This is a genomic window from Bradyrhizobium sp. ISRA430, from assembly GCF_029909975.1.
GTDB lineage: Bacteria > Pseudomonadota > Alphaproteobacteria > Rhizobiales > Xanthobacteraceae > Bradyrhizobium.
The window spans coordinates 4,560,949-4,575,895 of the sequence record NZ_CP094516.1; the positions used below are offsets into that span (position 1 = coordinate 4,560,949).

General features: G+C 65.1%; 15 protein-coding genes. 4 read left to right on the top strand and 11 right to left on the bottom strand.

Features of this window, described 5'->3' with window-relative positions; translation table 11 throughout:
• Nucleotides 1-4: 4 nt before the first annotated feature.
• The 4 genes from MTX21_RS21785 to MTX21_RS21800 are packed head-to-tail and all read right to left on the bottom strand — an operon-like array spanning nt 5 to nt 3,443.
• Nucleotides 5-769 (bottom strand): amino acid ABC transporter ATP-binding protein, encoded by a 765-nt coding sequence (locus MTX21_RS21785; protein ID WP_280966745.1) that lies wholly within the window; start codon nt 767-769, stop codon nt 5-7.
• Complete coding sequence (locus MTX21_RS21790) at nt 766-1,623, bottom strand: amino acid ABC transporter permease (RefSeq protein ID WP_280966746.1); 858 nt, start codon at nt 1,621-1,623, stop codon at nt 766-768. Before MTX21_RS21790 ends, MTX21_RS21785 begins: the two co-directional genes overlap by 4 nt.
• Nucleotides 1,620-2,447, bottom strand: coding sequence for an ABC transporter substrate-binding protein (locus tag MTX21_RS21795; protein ID WP_280966747.1), 828 nt, complete (start codon nt 2,445-2,447; stop codon nt 1,620-1,622). Before MTX21_RS21795 ends, MTX21_RS21790 begins: the two co-directional genes overlap by 4 nt.
• 39 nt (nt 2,448-2,486) lie before the next feature.
• Nucleotides 2,487-3,443, bottom strand: coding sequence for an N-carbamoyl-D-amino-acid hydrolase (locus tag MTX21_RS21800; protein ID WP_280971309.1), 957 nt, complete (start codon nt 3,441-3,443; stop codon nt 2,487-2,489).
• A gap of 151 nt (nt 3,444-3,594) precedes the next feature.
• Here MTX21_RS21800 and MTX21_RS21805 point away from each other — a divergent pair, with 151 nt between their 5' ends.
• Both MTX21_RS21805 and MTX21_RS21810 read left to right on the top strand, forming a co-directional pair.
• Complete coding sequence (locus tag MTX21_RS21805) at nt 3,595-4,512, top strand: LysR family transcriptional regulator (RefSeq protein WP_280966748.1); 918 nt, start codon at nt 3,595-3,597, stop codon at nt 4,510-4,512.
• Nucleotides 4,513-4,549: 37 nt separating this feature from the next.
• Nucleotides 4,550-5,266, top strand: coding sequence for a type 1 glutamine amidotransferase (locus tag MTX21_RS21810; RefSeq protein ID WP_280966749.1), 717 nt, complete (start codon nt 4,550-4,552; stop codon nt 5,264-5,266).
• Between the two features lie 721 nt (nt 5,267-5,987).
• Here the strand turns inward: MTX21_RS21810 and MTX21_RS21815 are convergent.
• The 7 genes from MTX21_RS21815 to MTX21_RS21845 form a co-directional block, all read right to left on the bottom strand.
• Nucleotides 5,988-6,455, bottom strand: coding sequence for a nuclear transport factor 2 family protein (locus tag MTX21_RS21815; RefSeq protein ID WP_280966750.1), 468 nt, complete (start codon nt 6,453-6,455; stop codon nt 5,988-5,990).
• Between the two features lie 79 nt (nt 6,456-6,534).
• Nucleotides 6,535-6,984, bottom strand: a complete 450-nt coding sequence (gene ybgC, locus MTX21_RS21820; RefSeq protein ID WP_280966751.1) for a tol-pal system-associated acyl-CoA thioesterase — start codon at nt 6,982-6,984, stop codon at nt 6,535-6,537.
• 69 nt (nt 6,985-7,053) lie between these two features.
• A complete protein-coding gene (locus MTX21_RS21825) occupies nt 7,054-7,971 on the bottom strand; it encodes a metallophosphoesterase (protein ID WP_280966752.1) in 918 nt (305 codons plus the stop codon).
• A 151-nt stretch (nt 7,972-8,122) separates the two neighbouring features.
• A complete protein-coding gene (gene ruvB / locus MTX21_RS21830; protein WP_280971129.1) occupies nt 8,123-9,157 on the bottom strand; it encodes a Holliday junction branch migration DNA helicase RuvB in 1,035 nt (344 codons plus the stop codon).
• A gap of 20 nt (nt 9,158-9,177) precedes the next feature.
• Nucleotides 9,178-9,795 (bottom strand): Holliday junction branch migration protein RuvA, encoded by a 618-nt coding sequence (gene ruvA, locus MTX21_RS21835; protein WP_280966753.1) that lies wholly within the window; start codon nt 9,793-9,795, stop codon nt 9,178-9,180.
• Nucleotides 9,792-10,319 (bottom strand): crossover junction endodeoxyribonuclease RuvC, encoded by a 528-nt coding sequence (gene ruvC / locus MTX21_RS21840; protein ID WP_280971130.1) that lies wholly within the window; start codon nt 10,317-10,319, stop codon nt 9,792-9,794. Before ruvC ends, ruvA begins: the two co-directional genes overlap by 4 nt.
• A 198-nt stretch (nt 10,320-10,517) precedes the next feature.
• The gene (locus MTX21_RS21845; RefSeq protein WP_280966754.1) at nt 10,518-11,264 is read right to left on the bottom strand and encodes a YebC/PmpR family DNA-binding transcriptional regulator; all 747 of its coding nucleotides are present in this window, start codon (nt 11,262-11,264) and stop codon (nt 10,518-10,520) included.
• A gap of 213 nt (nt 11,265-11,477) precedes the next feature.
• On the opposite strand from MTX21_RS21845, the gene MTX21_RS21850 reads away from it, so the two are divergent.
• Both MTX21_RS21850 and MTX21_RS21855 read left to right on the top strand, forming a co-directional pair.
• The gene (locus tag MTX21_RS21850; protein ID WP_280966755.1) at nt 11,478-13,217 is read left to right on the top strand and encodes a methyl-accepting chemotaxis protein; all 1,740 of its coding nucleotides are present in this window, start codon (nt 11,478-11,480) and stop codon (nt 13,215-13,217) included.
• A 273-nt stretch (nt 13,218-13,490) separates the two neighbouring features.
• Complete coding sequence (locus MTX21_RS21855) at nt 13,491-14,915, top strand: methyl-accepting chemotaxis protein (protein ID WP_280966756.1); 1,425 nt, start codon at nt 13,491-13,493, stop codon at nt 14,913-14,915.
• Nucleotides 14,916-14,947 lie beyond the last annotated feature (32 nt).

The following is a 14,947-nucleotide window of genomic DNA, read 5'->3' on the forward strand; positions in this document are numbered from 1 at the left end:
CCCTTCATATCACTGCAGAGAGAAAGGCCTTCGTGCGCGCCTCGCGCGGCGCGCCGAGCACGTCGGATGCCGTACCGGACTCGACGATCGTGCCCTGATCCATGTAGACGACGCGGTCGGCGACCTCGCGCGCAAAGCCGAGCTCGTGCGTCACCACCATCATGGTCATGCCGCTGCCCGCGAGCTCCTTCATCACCGCGAGCACCTCGCCGACGAGCTCCGGATCGAGCGCGCTGGTCGGCTCGTCGAACAGCATCAGCATCGGCTTCATGGCGAGCGCACGGGCGATCGCGACGCGCTGCTGCTGACCGCCGGAAAGCTGCGCCGGATACCACTCCGCCTTGGCCGCGAGCCCGACGCGCCTGAGCAGCTCGATCGCTTCAGCGCGCACCTCTTCTAGCTTGCGGCCCTGCACCTGAAGCGGGCCTTCGGTGATATTCTCCAGCGCGGTCTTGTGCGGGAACAGGTTGAAGCGCTGGAACACCATGCCGGTCTTCAGCCGCTGCCGCGCGATCTGCGGTTCGGTCAGGCGGTGCAGCCGGCCGCCCTGCTCGCGCACACCGAGCAGCTCGCCATCGAGCCAGATGCCGCCGCTGTCGATCGCCGTGAGCTGGTTGACGCAGCGGAGCAGCGTGGTCTTGCCCGAGCCGGAGGCGCCGATCAGGCACATCACCTCGCCGGCCCAGACGTCGAGCGAGACGCTTTTGAGAGCCTGAAACTCTCCAAAATTCTTGCTGACGGAGCGGATCGCGACGAGGGGTCTTGTCATCGGGCGAACTGCATTATGCCGCGGGCAAAGTGTCGCTCGAGCAGCATCTGAAGCGGCGTCAGGATGGAGACGACGAGCAGGTACCAAAGCCCGGCGACGATCAGGAGCTCGATCACGCGCGAATTGGCGTAGTAGATGTTTTCCGCGTTGTGCAACACCTCCGGATACTGGATGACGCTCGCAAGCGACGTCGCCTTCACCATGCCGATGAATTCGTTGCCGAGCGGCGGGATCACCACGCGCATCGCCTGCGGCAGGATGATCCGGCGCAGCGCGCGCAGCCGTCCCATGCCGATCGCCTGCGCCGCTTCATACTGGCCGATGTCGACCGACAGCATTCCGGCGCGCATCACCTCGGATGTGTAGGCACCCTGGTTGATGCCGAGCCCGAGCAGCGCCGCGAGGAACGGCGTCATGACGTCGACCGCACGCGCGGTCCACAGGCCGGGAATGCCGATGGTCGGAAACACCAGCGCGAGGTTGAACCACAACAGGAGTTGCAGGATCAGCGGCGTGCCACGGAACAGCCAGGTGTAGCCGGCGGCGACCGACTTCAGCACCGGATTGGGCGACAGCCGCATAATCGCAACGACGATGCCGAGCACGATGCCGAGCGTCATCGCCAGCACGGCCATCACCATGGTGTTGACGATGCCTTCGAGAATGACCTTTGCGGTCAGGAAGCGGCTGACATAGGACCATTCGATCTGGCCGCTCGCGAAGGCGCGGCCGATCGCGGCCAGCACGAGGACGATCAGGGCCGCGCCGAGCCAGCGAAACCAGTGCGGCTCGCGCGCGATCCGCATCCCGGACAGGTCGGGAAATCCCTGCGCGAGGGCGGACGCCGGCTTCATTGCGGGGCCGCATTCAGCATGGGCTGGGCCGCCGCGTTGGCGCCCAATCCCCATTTGTCGAGAATGGCCTTGTAGGAACCATCGGCGATCATCGCAGCGAGCTTCTCCGTCACAACCTCGCGCAAGGCCACATCGTCCTTGCGGAACATGATGCCCTGATAGCCTTTGGCGAAGGGTTCGCCGACGATGCGATATTTGCCGACCTCCTGCGATTGCGCGTAAGGCAGGGTCTCGCTGCCCTGCACGGCGGCATCGATGCGGCCTTGCTTGAGCTGGTTGCGAACGTCGATCGAGTTTTCACCCGGGACGTACTGGATCGCCGGCTTGCCCGCCGCCTCGCAATTCTGCTTGCTCCACTTCTCGATCTCGACCGGGAAGCTGGTGCTGCGCGTGGTGCCGACCTTCTTGCCGCAGAGATCGGCGGCGACTTTGGCCTCGCTCTCCGCCATCACGAAGAACTGCGGGCCGGTGGCCAGGTAATCGACGAAATCGGCGGTCTCCCGCCGCGAGGCGCGGTCCGAGATGCCGGAGATGATGAAATCGGCGCGCTTGGTCTGCAGCGAGGGGATCAGCTCGGCGAACGGCGTCTCGCTCCAGACGATCTTGAGACCGCCGAGCCGCTTGGCGAGTTCGTTCGCCAGATCGATGTCGAGCCCGACCAGCTCGCTGGTCGCGGGATCGCGATACTCCATCGGAGCGTAGGTCGAGTTGACCGTGAGCCGCAAGGTACCCGCCTTCTTGATCTCCGCCGGAAGCTCGGCCGCCTGCGCGCAAGTTGCAACGGCAAGCGCTGCCAGGGCGAGAGAAAGCGAAAGGCATGTCATGTCAGCTCCTTTGCCAACGCCGCGACCGGCCGTTTGGAATCAATCCGCGTCGAGAACGGCCGGCTCGATGACGCCGGCGCGTTCGGTGATCACCCTGTATTGCTCAGGCCGCCGGTGGGCGGCAAAATTGAACATCTTGTCCTTGCCCTGGCGGCAGAGGTCGAGATCGATGTCGGCGACGATCACTTCGTCGGCCAGCGTCTCCGCCTGCGCGACGATGCGGCCGTTGGGATCGACGATGCAGGAGCCGCCGATCAATCCGGAGCCGTCCTCTTCGCCGGCTTTGGCTACCGAGATCGCCCAGGTCGCGTTCATGTAGGCGTTGGCCTGCGTCACCAGGGTCGAATGGAAGGTGCGGAGTGCGGCGTCTTCGGTGACCCCGCCATTGGGATCATAGGCGGCGGAATTGTAGCCGATGCAGACGAGCTCGACGCCTTGCAGGCCGAGCACGCGCCAGGATTCCGGCCAGCGGCGGTCGTTGCAGATCATCATGCCCATGATGGCGTGGCCCCAAGCCGAGCCGGCGCGGAAGGCCGGAAAGCCGAGGTCACCGTATTCGAAATAGCGCTTCTCGAGCTGCTGGTAGCGCGCACCTGGCCGCGGCTCGACCGAGCCCGGCAGATGCACCTTGCGATAGCGGCCGAGCATGTCGCCGTCACGATCGACCAGGACAGCGCAATTGTAGCGGCGGCCGTCCGCCGTCTGCTCGGCGTAGCCCACATAGAAGCCGACGCGCAGGGCCCGCGCGCGCTCGAACAGCTTTGCCACGGCCGGGTTCGGCATGGCGCGCTCAAAATATTGGTCGAGCGCCGCACCTTCGAGCAGCCAGCGCGGAAAGAACGTCGTGAAGGCAAGCTCGGGAAACACCACAAGACTTGCACCGCGGCCAGCCGCTTCCTCCAGCAGCGCAAGCATGCGCCCGAGCGTATGCGCGCGCGTATCGGCCTTTTGCGTCGGCCCCATCTGGGCCGCGGCGGCGCGAAGAACACGAACCAAAACTGCCTCCAATCTATGCGCGCTGCCGCCTCGTTGGGCGAACGAACTGTTTGATACAGCGTGCAAATCTGCTGCCATTACGGGCAAGCAGGGCTGCAAAAGCAATTCGTTCTGCTATGATCTTTTGGCCCAGAGTATAATCGGCATTTATATGAACCTGCGTCAGCTCGAGATTCTGCGCGCCGTCATCCGCCATCGCACCACCGTGGCGGCAGCGGACGAATTGGCGCTGTCGCAGCCCGCGGTCAGCAACGCGTTGAAGACGATGGAAGCACAGGCGGGCTTTGCGCTGTTCGAGCGCGTCAACAACCGTCTGTTTCCGACCGCGGAAGCGATGGCACTGTACAAGGAGAGCGAGGCGATCTTCGCGCTGCATGCCAAGCTCGAGAACCGCGTGCGTGATTTGCGCGAGAACCGCTCCGGGCATCTGGCAATCGTCGCGACGCCGCCGCTTGCCTACAGCATCATCCCCTCCGCTTTGTCAGGCTTCCTGCGCCGCCGTCCGGAGACGCGGGTGTTCTTCGACGTCCGCCGCTATGAAGGCATCATCGAAGGCGTGCTCAGCCGCGTCGCCGAGCTCGGCTTTGCGCTCGGGCTGACGCATCACCCGGGAATCGCGCATGAGGTGGTCCACACCGGCGAGATGGTCTGCGTGCTGCCGCCGCAGCATCCGCTTGCCGATCAGCCGGTGATCTCGGCCTCGGATCTTTCCGGGCTACCCTTCATCGGGCTCGAGCGCGGCACGCGTCTCGGCGAAGCCGTGCGCGACAGCTTTGCCCGCGCCGGTGCACCGTTCCAGCCGACCGTCGAGGTGCGCTACTGCAACACGGCCTGCGTGCTCGCGGCCGCCGGCGTCGGCGCAGCGGTCGTCGATCCCTTCTCGCCGCGGCAAAACAGCGGCAGCGGCCTCGTCGTGCGCCCTTTCGCGCCGACCACCCACGCGGTCGCCTACATGCTGTGGTCGGAGGCAGAACCGCTGTCGAGGCTGGCAAAGGCCTTCCTCAACGAGGTCCGCAACGAGAGCAGGCTGCTGCAGAGCAAAATGCCACTCGCGGCGAAACCTGACTGAGCTTGCACGGTACGCACAATCTCATATCCGAGGGCACATGGCACGCATCACCATCATCGAGACGGGACACGTTCCCCGGAAATATCGCGAGCGTCACGGCTCGTTTCCGGACATGTTCGCGCGCATGGTCCGCGCCGCAGATCCCGCAAGCACGTTCGACGTCGTCAGCATCCCCGATGGCGAGGTCCTTCCCGATCCGGGCCAGGTGCAAGCTATCCTGATCACCGGTGCGGCGGCCGGCGTCTATGACGGGCTCGACTGGATCGCATCGCTCGAGGAATTCGTGCGCACCGCTCATGCGCACGGAACGCCGATGGTCGGCGTCTGCTTCGGCCATCAGCTCATCGCGCAAGCGCTGGGCGGCACCGTGCGCAAATCGGACAAGGGCTGGGGCATCGGCCGGCACGTCTACCAGGTGACACCGAACAACGGCGTTGTTGCAGGCGAGCGGCTCGCCATCGCCTGCTCACATCAGGATCAGGTGATCGAGGCTCCCAGCGATGCCCGCACGATCCTCTCATCCGACTTCACGCCGCATGCCGGCCTGCTCTACGCCAACGGCACCACGCTGTCGGTGCAGCCGCATCCAGAATTCGACGTGGATTTTGCCCATGTCTGCTGCGAATTGCGCGAAGGCAACGCACCGGATGCTGTCGTTGCCACGGCCAAGGCCTCGCTTGCCGAGCCGCTCGACAGCGCAAAGCTCGGCGCCGCGATCACGCGGTTTCTCGCGAGGCGCCGGGCATCTTCCTAATTCGCGCCGTGCCCCCGCACGGCACTCGTCCCTTCTCCCGTCGCCGTCGCGCACGGGTGGGCTGACTGTCACCAAATATCTGCGCACTCCGCCGGTTGCTCAGAACGCGCAAAAAGCCGCCGGTTGAGACCGCGGCGGCTCTTGCCGTTGGGCAACCGTGAACTGCTCGTCAGTAGCCACTCTTCGTGCTCGTGCCACTCTTCGTGCTCGCGCCGGTGGTTTGACCAGGAGCATATCCGGACGCACCCGGATGGCCCTTCTTGGAACCCATAGCATGCATCTTATGTCCCGGAGTGTATTTCGATGCTCCCGTGTGGACCTTCTTGGACCCCTTGGTTTGCATCTCCTGACCCGGCGCATTGCTTGAGGCACCTTGCGCAAACACGGCCGGCGCGGTCCCTATGAGGGCGATGGCAGAAACTGCAACAATGATTGTCCTCATTTTCTTCCTCCTCGAATAAGCACTCTGAGGAACGAATTGGAAACCGCGCCGTTCCAGAACGGCTACTCATTATTCTCATCGCCTTCCCTTCTCCCCTTGTTGTGGGAGAAGGTGGCATAGGCCTCCGGCCGCCGTTCTTACGAGAACGCCGAAGCGGAGCTTCGGCTATGGCGCGGGAGGAGGGTCTCTATCCGCGAGTTCAAATGCACCAGTGTAATGCGTGGAGAGAGACTCTCACCCGTCTCGCCGCTATGCGGCGAGCCATCCTATTTTGCGTCTTTAGAACGGATCGCTGCCCAGCCCCGGCACATCCGCAGGCCTCGGCCCCGGCGCCGGCCAGTGGAAGCGGCGATCCTTCTCCGCGATCGCGATGTCGTTGATCGAGGCTTCGCGGCGCTTCATCAGGCCGTGCTCATCGAACTCCCACTGCTCGTTGCCGTAGGAGCGGTACCACTGGCCGCCTGCATCGCGCCATTCGTACTGGAATCGCACCGCGATGCGATTGCCGTCGAAGGCCCAGAGGTCTTTGATCAGGCGATAGTCGAGCTCCTTGGCCCATTTGCGGGTGAGGAACGCGACGATGGCCTCGCGACCCTGAAAGGCCTCGGAGCGGTTGCGCCAGCGGCTGTCCTCGGTATAGGCGAGCGCGACACGCGCGGGATCGCGCGAATTCCAGGCGTCCTCGGCCATGCGGGCTTTTTGCGCGGCGGTCTCTCTCGTGAAGGGCGGAAGCGGCGGACGCGACATGGCGGCCTCATCGGGTTGACGGGAGCGCGAATCTATCGCCGCAGCGGCTGGTGTCGAGAGGCCATTGCCTATCGCCCGATCACGAAATCACATCGGCCTTCATCAGCGCGCGGATCGATTTCGGGATCGGCTGGGCGCGCCCGCCGCTGATGAAGGCGACCCGCACCTCGGCCTTGACCAGCACATCCTCGCCGCGCCTCACCTCCTGCGCCAGCATGATGGACGCGCCCTTCACCGCGATCGGCCAGGTCACGACGTCGAGGACGTCGTCCATCCGCGCGGGTTTGAGGAAGTCGAGGTGCATCGAGCGCACGACGAAGGCAAAGCCGGCCTCCTCCGTCTCGGGCTGATCGAACAATGCCTGCTGCTCGGCGCCCATCAGCCGCAGATGATTGGTGCGCCCGCGCTCCATGAAGCGCAGATAGTTGGCGTGATAAACGATGCCTGAAAAATCCGTATCTTCGTAATAGACGCGGACCTGCATGTGGTGGCGGCCGCCCCGGATCTCGCCGTCGAGATGAGCTGTCACGTCGCGAGCCTCTTCGCTTGTCGCTACCGGTCCGTTGTGCGCAAAAACGGCCGGTCGCGCAAGCGTGCGCTACACGATCGCCGGTCCCCGTCCCAGCGTCACCTCGACGATCTCGGGCGGGACACCGACCCGAACCGGCATGATGCTGCAACCGAGGCCGCCGGAGATGATGACGTCGCATTTCAGCCGAAAGTGGCCATAAGCGAGCCGCAGGCCATGCTGTGGCGGAACGGCCGGCGACCAGCCGAGCAGGCGGACCTGCCCGCCATGGGTGTGGCCGGACAGTTGCAGCGCGACCCGCGCTGGCACGCGAGGCGCGATGTTGGGCTCATGTGCAAGCAGGATCACCGGCGCGTCATCGGTCACTTTTGCAAGCGTCGCCGTGAGATCGTCGGCACCGAAGCGCACCGCGCCGCGGAAGCGCCGCGCCGGCAGAAAAGCGAGCTGATCGCCGAGGCCGGCGAGCCAGAACGGGCGGCCGTCCTTGGCCAAGCGCACGACGTCATTCTCGTAGACGGGAATGCCGGCCGCCTCCAACGCGCGATGCGCGACCGTCGGCCCGTGCCCTACGCGCTGCACGGTCTTGTCTTCCCAATAGTCGTGATTGCCCATGACGGCATGGACGCCGAGCGGCGCCTTGAGTCCTGACAGCACCGCTGCCCATTCGCTCGACGGAATGATGCGCGTCACGTGGTGAAGACCGGCGACATAGTCGCCGAGCAGCACGATGAGATCGGCATTCAGCGCGTTGGTGCGGTCGACGATGGCTTCGATCCGCTCCAGCGACATCCAGGGATCGCAGGCATGGATGTCCGCGATCACGGCGATCTTCAGCGGAAAATCCGCCGGCCATTGCCGCGGGGTCGGACGATAGCGGGTGACGCGAAGCCGCAGCACCGGCTCGACGCCGACACCGTAGGCGGCGGTCGACACGCCGAGGGCTGAGAGGCCGCCGATGGAACGGATGAGATGTCGCCGAGAGATCATGAAGGCCCGTCGTGATGCGGGCTCCTTGATGCGGTCCGATTGGAGCGGAATTGGGGTGCATTCGTGCAGACCATCTGCACCTTTGTGCAGACCGTCTGCGCAGAAGCCACCAGCGCTCGCGCCCGGCCAAGGCATCCAGTGACTGCGGCAGTCAGTCGTCCTCGGCCTGATCGGTGCCGAACAGGCCAAATTGCGCCGGATCGCGGTTGGGCTCGGTGAGGCCGAGATGGCGGAAGGCGTGCGAGGTGAGCAGGCGGCCGCGCGGGGTGCGCTGCAGATAACCGCACTGGATGAGATAAGGCTCGATGATGTCTTCGATCGCATCGCGCGGCTCGGACAGCGCCGCGGCCATCGTCTCCACGCCGACCGGGCCGCCGCCATAGTTCAGCGCGATGGTCGTGAGATAGCGGCGATCCATCGCATCGAGACCAGCGGCGTCGACCTCGAGCGCGCTGAGCGCGTGATCGGCGATCTTGCGGTCGATCCTGTCGGCATTCGCGGCCGAGGCAAAATCGCGCACGCGGCGCAACAGGCGGCCGGCGATGCGCGGCGTGCCGCGGGCGCGGCGCGCGATCTCGTTGGCACCGTCCGGGCTCATGCCGACATTGAGCACGCGCGCACCGCGGGTGACGATGCTTTCCAATTCCTCGATCGTGTAGAAATTGAGCCGGACCGGAATGCCGAAGCGATCGCGCAAGGGATTGGTGAGAAGGCCGGCGCGCGTGGTGGCGCCGACGAGGGTGAATTTCGACAGCTCGATCTTGACCGAGCGCGCCGCCGGGCCCTCGCCGATGATCAGGTCGAGCTGAAAGTCCTCCATCGCAGGATAGAGCACCTCTTCCACCGCAGGGCTCAGGCGATGAATCTCGTCGATGAAGAGCACGTCGCGCTCTTCGAGGTTGGTGAGGAGCGCGGCGAGATCGCCGGCCCTGGCGATCACGGGGCCTGATGTGGCGCGGAAGCCGACGCCGAGCTCCTTGGCCACGATCTGCGCCAACGTGGTCTTGCCGAGGCCGGGCGGGCCGACGAACAGCACATGGTCCAACGCTTCGCCGCGCTTCCGCGCCGCCTCGATGAACACCGAAAGATTCTTGCGCGCCTGCTTCTGGCCGACGAAATCGGTGAGCGACTGCGGACGCATCGCGGTGTCGCCGACATCGTCGCTGCGGCGCTCGGGCGAGACCATGCGGGAGGCTTTCGCGTCGCTCACTTCGCGAGCTCCTTCAGCCCGAGCCGGATCAACTGCGCCGTCTCGGCGCCTTCACCGGCACTGCGCGAGGCCGATGCGATGGCCGCGGCTGCCTGCGGCTGGCCGTAGCCGAGATTGACCAGCGCGGAGATCGCGTCCGCCACCGGGCGCGGCGCACGCTGGTCGTCGACGACGCCGGCGAGGTGTACGACGGCAGGATCGATATTGGCGAAGGCAGGCGCCTTGTCCTTCAATTCGGTGACGATGCGCTCGGCGACCTTCGGACCGACGCCCGGAGTGCGCGACACCGCGGCCTTGTCGCGCAGCGCGATCGCGTTGGCGAGATCGGCCGGCGACAGCGTACCGAGCACTGCGAGCGCAACCTTGGCGCCGACGCCTTGCACGGTCTGGAGCAGGCGAAACCATTCGCGCTCCTGGTCGGTGCGGAAGCCGAACAGCTTGATCTGATCCTCGCGGACATAGGTCTCGATCGACAGCACCGCGGCCTCACCCGGCGACGGCAGGTGCTGCAGCGTGCGCGTCGAGCAGTGCACCTGATAGCCGACACCGCCGACGTCGAGGATGACGAACTCCTCGCCGTAGGAATCGATCAGGCCCTTGAGCTTGCCGATCATATTCCCACCACTTTCAGCCTTAGCGCCGTGCTCTGGCGATGATGGGCGTGCGTGATGGCGATGGCGAGCGCGTCGGCGGCATCCGCTGACGGCGGCTCGGCTTTCGGCAGCAATATCTTCAGCATCATCGCGATCTGGTGTTTGTCGGCGTGACCGGCGCCGACCACCGTTTTCTTCACCTGGTTCGGCGCGTATTCGGCGACGGTGATACCGAACATCGCAGGCGCGAGCATGGCGACGCCGCGGGCCTGGCCGAGTTTCAGCGTCGCAACGCCATCCTTGTTGACGAACGTCTGCTCGACTGCAGCTTCCATCGGCTTGTGGTCGGACAAGACCGCGGCAAGCCCCTCATGGATCGCGAGCAGCCGGCTCGACAGCGGCAATCCCTCCGGCGGTTCCACCGAGCCGCAGGCGACATAGCCCAGACGATTGCCCTCAGCCTCGATCACGCCCCAGCCGGTACGGCGCAGGCCGGGGTCGATGCCGATGATACGGATGGGTTGGCGAATCGGGAGCGCGGTCATCGGCCAGTGATAGCGGCTGGCCGCCATGGGGGAAACAGAAACAGAACGGAAATAACAGGGGAAGTATGGTCTCGTGGTTGAGTGCCACCACAAGACATGCCGTCATACCCCGCTTCTCCGTATCCCTCTGGCGCCTCTGGAATACTGGTTCGCCCGCCTTCGCGGGCGATGAGCAGAGTGTGGGACGGGCGGACTGGCCTACCCGCCCATCTTCGCCATCAGCGCGTCCGAGACCTCGAAATTGGCGTAGACGTTCTGGACGTCGTCATGCTCGTTGAGCAGGTCCATCAGCTTGAGCAGTTTCTCGCCGGTCTCGTCGTCGACCGACACCGTGTTCTGCGGTTTCCAGATCAGCGCGGCCTTGCGCGGCTCGCCGAATTTGGCTTCCAGCGCCTTGGCAACGTCGCGATAGCTTTCGGTCGAGGCGTAGATCTCGTGGCCGCTCTCGCTTGAGATCACGTCGTCGGCGCCGGCCTCGATCGCGGCATCCAGCACCGCGTCGTCGGAGGCGACGCTGCGGTCGTATTCGATGATGCCGGTGCGGTCGAACATGAACGAGACCGAGCCGGTTTCGCCGAGGTTGCCGCCGGATTTGGTGAAGAAGGAGCGAATGTCGGAAGCGGCGCGGTTGCGATTGTCGGTCAGCGCCTCGACGATGACGGCGACGCCGCCCGGGCCATAGCCCTCGTAGCGGATCTCGTCATAATTCTCGCCGTCGCTGCCGATCGCCTTCTTGATGGCGCGCTCGATATTGTCCTTCGGCATGTTCTCCTGGCGTGCCGCGATCACGGCGGCGCGCAGGCGCGGGTTCATGTTGGGGTCGGGCGTCCCCAGCTTGGCCGCGACGGTGATTTCTCGCGCCAGCTTGCCGAAGATCTTCGATTTCTGCGCATCCTGCCGCCCCTTGCGGTGCATGATGTTCTTGAATTGGGAGTGTCCGGCCATGCGTGGTCTCTTCGAGTGGTCTCTTGGGGTCGTCCGCCAATGAGGGTGGGAAGCGCGGCCTTATAGGCCGCCAACCCACCGGAATGAAAGGGTCTCACATCCTTTAAGGTAATATCGTAGAGGGATCATGCCTAGAGGTGAGGCATCGTTAACCCTGACTTCATTCCAGCTTGCGAAAATAGCCTCCGCCCGTCCACCGACAAGAGTGACCCGATGGCGTTCGCATTTTTTCGGAAGCGTGTGCCGGATGTGGCCGCGGCAGCCGCACAGGCCGCTGAGCCCACCAGCGTCAGCGAACCGATCCAGACCGAGGGCGATTCGGCCCGGGAAATCCTGGAACTGCTGGAGCTCGAGCTCGGCGCCATGATTCGCCAGCTCGAACGTGCCGCCAATTCTGTCGCCGGTGGCGCGGAGGCAACCGCAGCGACACTTGCCACCATCCGTGCTCGCACGGATGCGCTGACCGGACGCACCAACGCCGCCCAGTCGACCGCATCCACCTTCGCTGAGGCCGCCGACAAGTTCACTCAGTCCGCGCTAGGAATCGGCGCGCAGGTCCGCGCGGCCGGCAAGCTCGCCGACGAGGCCAGCGCCGCGGCGCAGGAGGCCCGCGCCAATGTCGACCGCCTGCGCGAGTCCTCGGCCGCGATCGGCAACGTCGTCAACCTGATCGCGCAGATCGCGCGGCAGACGACGCTGCTCGCGCTCAACTCGACCATCGAGGCCGCGCGCGCCGGCGCGGCAGGGAAAGGCTTTGCGGTCGTCGCCACCGAGGTCAAGGCGCTCGCGGTGCAGACGCAGGGCGCGACCGAAGAGATCACCAGGAAGATCGACGCGCTGCAAAGGGACGCCGCCAGTTCTGCCGATGCGGTGCACCGCATCTCGCAGGCGATCGAAGCGATCCGCCCCGTGTTCGAGACCGTCGACGGCGCGGTGGCCGAGCAGAACGCGACCACCAGCGAGGTCTCCGACAACGCCGCCAGCGCGTCGCAATTCATCGTCGCGGTCGGCGAGAGCGCGGCCGAGATCGACGCCGCGACCAAGGCGGCCGAGACCCATGGCGAGAACGTCGCCAGCGCCGGCAAGGCCGTCACCACGTTCGCGCACAAGCTGAAGTCGCGCTGCGCGGTTCTGCTCAGGCAGAGCGAGCACGACGATCGTCGCAGGACCGAGCGGCTGCCCTGCCATCTCAAATTCGAAAGCGCACGCGGCGTGATGCCGGTCTACGAAATCGCGATGGACGGCGTGCTGATCGGCGGTGCCGACGCCGCAAGACTCGCGCTGCACGCGGTGATCGATGGCACGCTCGAAGGCGTCGGCGCCTGCCGCCTGCGCGTGACCGAGCAGTCCAAGGCCGGCGCCCGCGCGCAATTCGTCAGCCCTGCTGCTGTGCTAGCTGAGAAGATCGAGGACAGGCTGTGGTCGATCCATGAGGAGAATACCGAGTTCGTCACCCGCGCCATGGAAGCGGGCAACGCGCTGACGAAGATCTTCGAGCAAGCGATCGCGCGCGGCGATGTCAAGATCGACGACCTCTTCGACACCGACTATGCGGAAATCACCGGGACCAATCCGCAGCAATACCGCACGAAATATCTGGATTGGGCCGACCGCGCGCTGCCGCCGTTCCAGGAAGCCTTTCTCGCCAGGGAGCCGCGCATGGTGTTCTGCGCCATGGTCGATCGCAACGGCTTCCTGCCGGTGCACAACAATATCTACTCGCACCCGCAGCGGCCGGGCGACGTTGCCTGGAACACGGCCAACAGCCGCAACCGGCGCATCTTCAACGATCCGGCAGGGCTGGCCGCGGCGCGCAACTTGCGCTCGTACCTGATCCAGAGCTATGCGCGCGATATGGGGAACGGCAATACCGTGATGATGCGCGAGATCGACGTCCCGATCCGCGTGCAGGGCCGGCACTGGGGCGGATTCAGGACGGCCTACAAACTCTAGCGCATGATCCGAACAAGGCGGGCCGCGCCAGCGCAAAAAGTGTGGAGCGGCTTTCTCTCGCGATAAACGCGAAGCGGTTGCGCGGAGATCATGCTCAAACAAAACCTGGAGCGCGATAACGATTCATCGTGCCTGAGTGCACGCTCAGGCAAGACGCCGAAGCGCGAATCACCCATTACGTCGGAATTGACGCGAATCACCCTTTACGTCGGAATTGAAATGGGAATGCCGCGTGGGGCCGGCGAACGGCTCTGACTGGAGGACTCATCGAACATGTCCGTCGTACAACTTGCAGTCCTGGACACCGGATCCAATCGCACGCTGGCCGAACGACTGATCGACCAGCTTGCCGACCGCATCGGCGGTCTCGGCGTGGAACTCGCCGACATCGCCGGCAACGTCCAGGAAGTCGCAAGTCGCGTCGAGAACCAGTCGGAACGGTTTCATCACCTGCAGAAGACCGCCGAGACGATGGTCTCGGCCAATCACGACATCGCCAATGCGTCGCAGGCGGTGCAGTCGACCACCTCCGCAGCCGTCGGCGAGATCGCCCAGTCGCGCCATGCGGTCGAGACCGCGGTCAGCCATATCTCGGAGCTCGTCGCGGCTGTGGGGCGGATCGAGGCGCGGCTCAGCGCGGTCGGCGCGGCGCTGGCGCAGGTTGCGAAAGTGTCCGGCTCGATCGAGGCGATCGCGAAGCAGACCAACCTGCTCGCGCTCAACGCCACCATCGAAGCGGCGCGCGCCGGTAGCGCCGGCCGCGGCTTCGCGGTGGTCGCGAGCGAAGTGAAGAGTCTCGCCGAGGCGACCCGCCAGGCCACGCATCAGATCTCCGACACCGTGCGCGATCTCGACGGCCAGATCGAAGGTCTGATCGGCGAGAGCAGCGACGCCTCGCTGCGTGCGAAGACCGCCGGCGAAGGCGCCCAGCAGATCTCCGGCATCATCACCCGCGTGCAGCAGGGCTTTGCCTCCGTCGAAGCAGAGATCGACAGCGTCGCGCGTGCCGCGACCTCCAATCTCGGCCATTGCGACACCGTCATCAGCGAGCTCGATGAGCTCGCCAAGGGCGTCGACCTCTCCTCCCGCGATCTCAAATATGCCGACGAGCGGGTGGCGAAGCTGCTCGACATCTCCGAGGGCCTGATCGCGCTGATCGCCGACAGCGGCGTAGAGACGTCGGACGCGCCGCTGATCCGCGTCGTCGTCGACACCGCGAAACGGATCTCGGCCGAGTTCGAGGCCGCGATCGATCGCGGCGAGATCACGCTCGACCAGCTCATGGACGAGACCTATCGGGAGATTCCGGGCACCGATCCCAAGCAGTATCTCACCAACTACGTCGACTTCACCGATCGCGTGCTGCCCGCGATCCAGGATCCGATTCAGAAATCCGATTCTCGCATCGTGTTCTGCGTCGCCTGGGCCAAAGGCGGCTACCTGCCGACCCACAACCCGAACTACCGCCTGCCGCAGGGCAAGGACCCGGTCTGGAATAACGCCAATTGCCGCAACCGCCGCCTGTTCACCGATCGCGCGGTGAAGAAGGTCGCGGCCAACACCAAGCCTTTCCTGCTGCAGACCTACCGTCGCGACATGGGCGGCGGGCAGTTCGTGCTGATGAAGGACTTGTCCTCGCCGATCACAGTCTGCGGCAGGCACTGGGGCGCCTTCCGGATGGGATTCCGGCAGGGCTGAGAGCCATTCGGCACGCCTACACCGACGACGAG

Excerpts from the sequence above, each read along its gene's own strand:
- MTX21_RS21810 (WP_280966749.1), top strand. The coding sequence starts at position 4,550 with ATGGCACGCATCACCATCATCGAGACGGGACACGTTCCCCGGAAATAT.
- MTX21_RS21790 (WP_280966746.1), bottom strand. The coding sequence starts at position 1,623 with ATGAAGCCGGCGTCCGCCCTCGCGCAGGGATTTCCCGACCTGTCCGGG.
- MTX21_RS21805 (WP_280966748.1), top strand. The coding sequence starts at position 3,595 with ATGAACCTGCGTCAGCTCGAGATTCTGCGCGCCGTCATCCGCCATCGC.
- MTX21_RS21845 (WP_280966754.1), bottom strand. The coding sequence starts at position 11,264 with ATGGCCGGACACTCCCAATTCAAGAACATCATGCACCGCAAGGGGCGG.
- MTX21_RS21815 (WP_280966750.1), bottom strand. The coding sequence starts at position 6,455 with ATGTCGCGTCCGCCGCTTCCGCCCTTCACGAGAGAGACCGCCGCGCAA.
- ruvA (WP_280966753.1), bottom strand. The coding sequence starts at position 9,795 with ATGATCGGCAAGCTCAAGGGCCTGATCGATTCCTACGGCGAGGAGTTC.
- ruvC (WP_280971130.1), bottom strand. The coding sequence starts at position 10,319 with ATGACCGCGCTCCCGATTCGCCAACCCATCCGTATCATCGGCATCGAC.
- MTX21_RS21825 (WP_280966752.1), bottom strand. The coding sequence starts at position 7,971 with ATGATCTCTCGGCGACATCTCATCCGTTCCATCGGCGGCCTCTCAGCC.
- MTX21_RS21795 (WP_280966747.1), bottom strand. The coding sequence starts at position 2,447 with ATGACATGCCTTTCGCTTTCTCTCGCCCTGGCAGCGCTTGCCGTTGCA.
- ruvB (WP_280971129.1), bottom strand. The coding sequence starts at position 9,157 with ATGGTCTCGCCCGAGCGCCGCAGCGACGATGTCGGCGACACCGCGATG.
- MTX21_RS21785 (WP_280966745.1), bottom strand. The coding sequence starts at position 769 with ATGACAAGACCCCTCGTCGCGATCCGCTCCGTCAGCAAGAATTTTGGA.
- MTX21_RS21850 (WP_280966755.1), top strand. The coding sequence starts at position 11,478 with ATGGCGTTCGCATTTTTTCGGAAGCGTGTGCCGGATGTGGCCGCGGCA.
- MTX21_RS21855 (WP_280966756.1), top strand. The coding sequence starts at position 13,491 with ATGTCCGTCGTACAACTTGCAGTCCTGGACACCGGATCCAATCGCACG.